The organism is Bacillus sp. LR_5 (assembly GCF_042709275.1).
This window is the reverse complement of sequence record NZ_JAVAXX010000450.1, coordinates 1-3,488: the sequence shown is the minus strand read 5'-3', so window position 1 is coordinate 3,488 and position 3,488 is coordinate 1. Positions and strand designations below refer to the sequence as shown.

General features: G+C 35.9%; 4 protein-coding genes and 1 pseudogene. 2 read left to right on the top strand and 3 right to left on the bottom strand.

The annotated features are described in order from the left end of the window. The first annotated feature begins 230 nt into the window (after positions 1–230). Positions 231–344 (top strand): hypothetical protein, encoded by a 114-nt coding sequence (locus RAC86_RS36800; protein WP_152024364.1) that lies wholly within the window; start codon positions 231–233, stop codon positions 342–344. Positions 345–611: 267 nt separating this feature from the next. Beyond that, positions 612–1,451 carry a thymidylate synthase gene (locus RAC86_RS36795; RefSeq protein ID WP_014113909.1) on the top strand — a complete coding sequence of 280 codons (840 nt, stop codon included), beginning with the start codon at positions 612–614 and terminating at the stop codon, positions 1,449–1,451. Between the two features lie 154 nt (positions 1,452–1,605). Here the strand turns inward: RAC86_RS36795 and RAC86_RS36790 are convergent. The 3 genes and pseudogenes from RAC86_RS36790 to RAC86_RS36780 form a co-directional block, all read right to left on the bottom strand. After that, positions 1,606–1,818 (bottom strand): annotated as a pseudogene (locus RAC86_RS36790) (hypothetical protein); the annotation flags it as partial. A gap of 157 nt (positions 1,819–1,975) precedes the next feature. Continuing rightward, entirely contained in the window at positions 1,976–2,698 is a 723-nt protein-coding gene (locus RAC86_RS36785) for a YrpD family protein (RefSeq protein WP_146881501.1), read from the bottom strand. Between the two features lie 179 nt (positions 2,699–2,877). Further along, the gene (locus RAC86_RS36780; RefSeq protein ID WP_014113912.1) at positions 2,878–3,234 is read right to left on the bottom strand and encodes a YoqO family protein; all 357 of its coding nucleotides are present in this window, start codon (positions 3,232–3,234) and stop codon (positions 2,878–2,880) included. Positions 3,235–3,488: the final 254 nt, after the last annotated feature.

Sequence of the window (3,488 nt, the reverse complement as noted above, 5' to 3'; positions counted from 1 at the left end):
CTAATTGAAGAATATTTGAACGTCTTGGTTAAGATTCAAGAACTCTATGTTGTGATTCCTGATGCTGCTTTTGAAGGATTTAAAGTTAGACCTTAACAAACAGCAAACCGGTCAGAAACGGATTAAAGAAGGAATGAACTGCTGCCAAATATCATAAAAAAAGTTGTAAATGATCAAATGAATGAAATTAGAGGATTTGTTTTAAAGAAAGCCCAATTGCACATGGACAAATGACAATTGATATTGAGGTAAAATACAATGCATTAAATCAGAGGGAGCGATTGGAGGGTTTAATGTGTTTAGACAATATCCAATTTGGTATACACAAACACCTTACTATTTGAATGTTCATGTGCCTCAATATCAAATCATTTCTTATAATCCTCAACAATGTTATCAACGGTGTATGTATCAAACTGGCGGTAACTATGAGCAATGTGACAGACTATGTTATGGTGAAATACAGGTGTAAAAGAGGGGATTAACTCCTCTTTTACAGTAATTAGAATAAAAATCTCATTTTATCTGCACGTGCTTAGTATTTGCGTTAATATTGTTTTCGTAATAAATTATGCCAAGTAACTGAAAATGAAAGAAGGATATGAATAGTTATGACTCAATTCGATAAACAATACAATTCAATCATAAAGGACATTATGAATAATGGAATCTCAGATGAAGAATTTAATGTAAGAACCAAGTGGGACTCTGATGGAACACCGGCTCATACACTAAGCGTGATTAGTAAGCAAATGAGGTTTGACAACTCAGAGGTTCCTATTTTAACGACAAAAAAGGTTGCCTGGAAAACAGCCATTAAAGAGTTGCTCTGGATTTGGCAGCTAAAATCTAACGATGTTACTGAATTAAACAAGATGGGCGTACATATTTGGGATCAGTGGAAACAAGAAGACGGCACCATCGGAAATGCTTATGGATTTCAGTTGAGCAAGAAAAACAGAAATCTAAATGGAGAAAAAGTGGATCAAGTTGATTATCTTCTTCATCAATTGAAGAACAACCCATCTTCACGCAGACACATTACAATGCTATGGAATCCAGATGAATTAGATTCGATGGCCTTAACGCCATGTGTATACGAAACTCAATGGTATGTTAAGCAAGGAAAGCTCCACCTCGAGGTAAGAGCACGGAGCAATGACATGGCGTTGGGAAATCCATTCAATGTATTTCAGTATAATGTGTTGCAGCGCATGATTGCTCAAGTGACTGGTTATGAGCTTGGTGATTATATCTTTAACATTGGTGATTGCCATGTGTACACACGTCATATCGACAATTTGAAAATCCAAATGGAAAGAGAGCAGTTTGAAGCACCTGAATTATGGATCAATCCTGAAGTCAAAGATTTTTATGACTTTACGATTGATGATTTTAAGTTAATTAACTATAAGCATGGGGACAAGCTTTTATTTGAGGTAGCAGTATAATGCTGCCTCTTTATTGATCACTATAATTGTAGTAGGCAATCCTAATTTTATTTTTAAGACATCCGGAAGATGAATGAATTTGGATTATCGAAGAAGTTAAAAAGATAAATACATATATTCTAAAGACTCATATAAAAAAGATTAACTTTACAAGTTAATCTTTTTTATTTAGAAGAAAATATCCTAATTTTGAAACTAGATACAACGTGAAAGCGATCATTAAGGTTCTTGATATTACAATTCCATGAATGGCCAGATCATATCCAGCAGGTATCAACGCTTTTGTATTAAACATAAAATACATTGATATTAGAAGCGCTATAATAACCAAAAGCATTCCAAAAGGACCTGCCTTTCCATATTTCATACAATTTCCACCCTATATTAAAATATGATATAACAAACAAATGAGCTGAAGATTCTGATGATTATTTCTAAAATAATGCGAGCTATGAACAGCATGCCATTTTTTGTGTAATTGTCCTAATAAAACCGCCTGGCAATGCCGGCGGCCTTTTGCTGCTTTATTTATTAACAGAAATCGAAACGTTATTTCCTGAAACAGAAACCTTTGCGAAATCCTGTGTATCTACCACAGGAGTGACGGCTTTATTGTCGATTGTAATGTTGTTAAAAGATGTCGAAAAGGTTGCTTTGATGGCATTACGCTGACTTTCATACGAAACAGCCGCGGTAGCAAGTGTTTTCCATTTTGAAATCGTGCCGATGTTGGTTCCTTGGATTTCTGTGATAATCCGTCCGGTATAACCATCATTGTTCGTTCCCCAAAGAGTCATGCGTGTATTGCCGTTCAAATTTTTATAAATTGTCATTTGGACTGTGCTTCCAGGGCGGAAGCCTTTATTGTATGTGAATTTGTCTTTTCCTTCGATATACGTTTCTTCATTTTTGGCACCAACCTTCATGAGGGGCTTCCAGACGTTGTATTGTTTGCTGTACTGGAGCCCGATGTCTGCCTCAGTTCCGCTTGTTGCCCTGAAGCCTGAATAAATATAAGGCGTAGAGACCGAGTCATCATGTTTTACGGTGTCGGGAAGCTTGATTTTAGCTGTGAAAACGGCGCCAGTACTGTTCAGATAGGCGCGGCCGCCGATGCCTTTAGGCAGCTGGGTGGCTGCTTTTGCGACCTGAGTGTCTGCCGCGGGCAACCCTGGAATACCCGCTGAAAGTGTTCCGAAAAGAACTGCTGTTCCTACTGTACTTGCAATCAATACTTTTTTCATCAAAATTCCCCCTTTTAATAGTGGTTTCGTCATTCATTATACCTTATTTTGGAACTGGATTTATGTATATCAATCGACAAAATATTTCATTTCACCAATCAGTTTCATGTTGGATGGTTTATGGGACGAAACGGCTCCTCCAATTTGAAAACTATATACATTTATTAGATGAAAGGGTTAGCTCACAATGGTTTTAACCGATTTGAAATCTTCCTCAAAATAAAAACACAAATGCTTAAAGAAACGATAATCAAAAGAATGACCGCTATTGTTTCCCAGCCGGTTAAAAAGGGGTGATCTTTAATTACTGCTTGTCCTTGCAAAATCATAAAAGTACAGGTACCGACTAAGAAAAGAAAACAAATACTTAGAATCGCCAACGATTTACGTGTATATGTTTTCAATTCGTCTTTAACATACAGCAAAACGAAAACAAAGCAGCTAACATTGGCAATCGTTTTTACCACATCAAAGTTTTTCATGACAATTGATATAAATAGACAAAGTAAAATAAGATAAAATACGATGTTTTTAGACAAAGAATCTCTCCTTTTATGTATGGCCCTTAAAGAGCTTACAAAAGTTCCTTTATCACTGCAATACTTGGAAGCAGAACCAATCGCACTTTCATAAACTAATTAAACTATGTACTAAATATTCAACATAAATTTAGATTCAGTCATTAAGGAAAACTTCAGATTATACCAACAGTAGATCAAACAAAAAAAACCCGGCATTAGCCGGGGAAAAAGTGAAATCGAGGAGATGTTAATGGAGTTTAGTAATGTTTCTT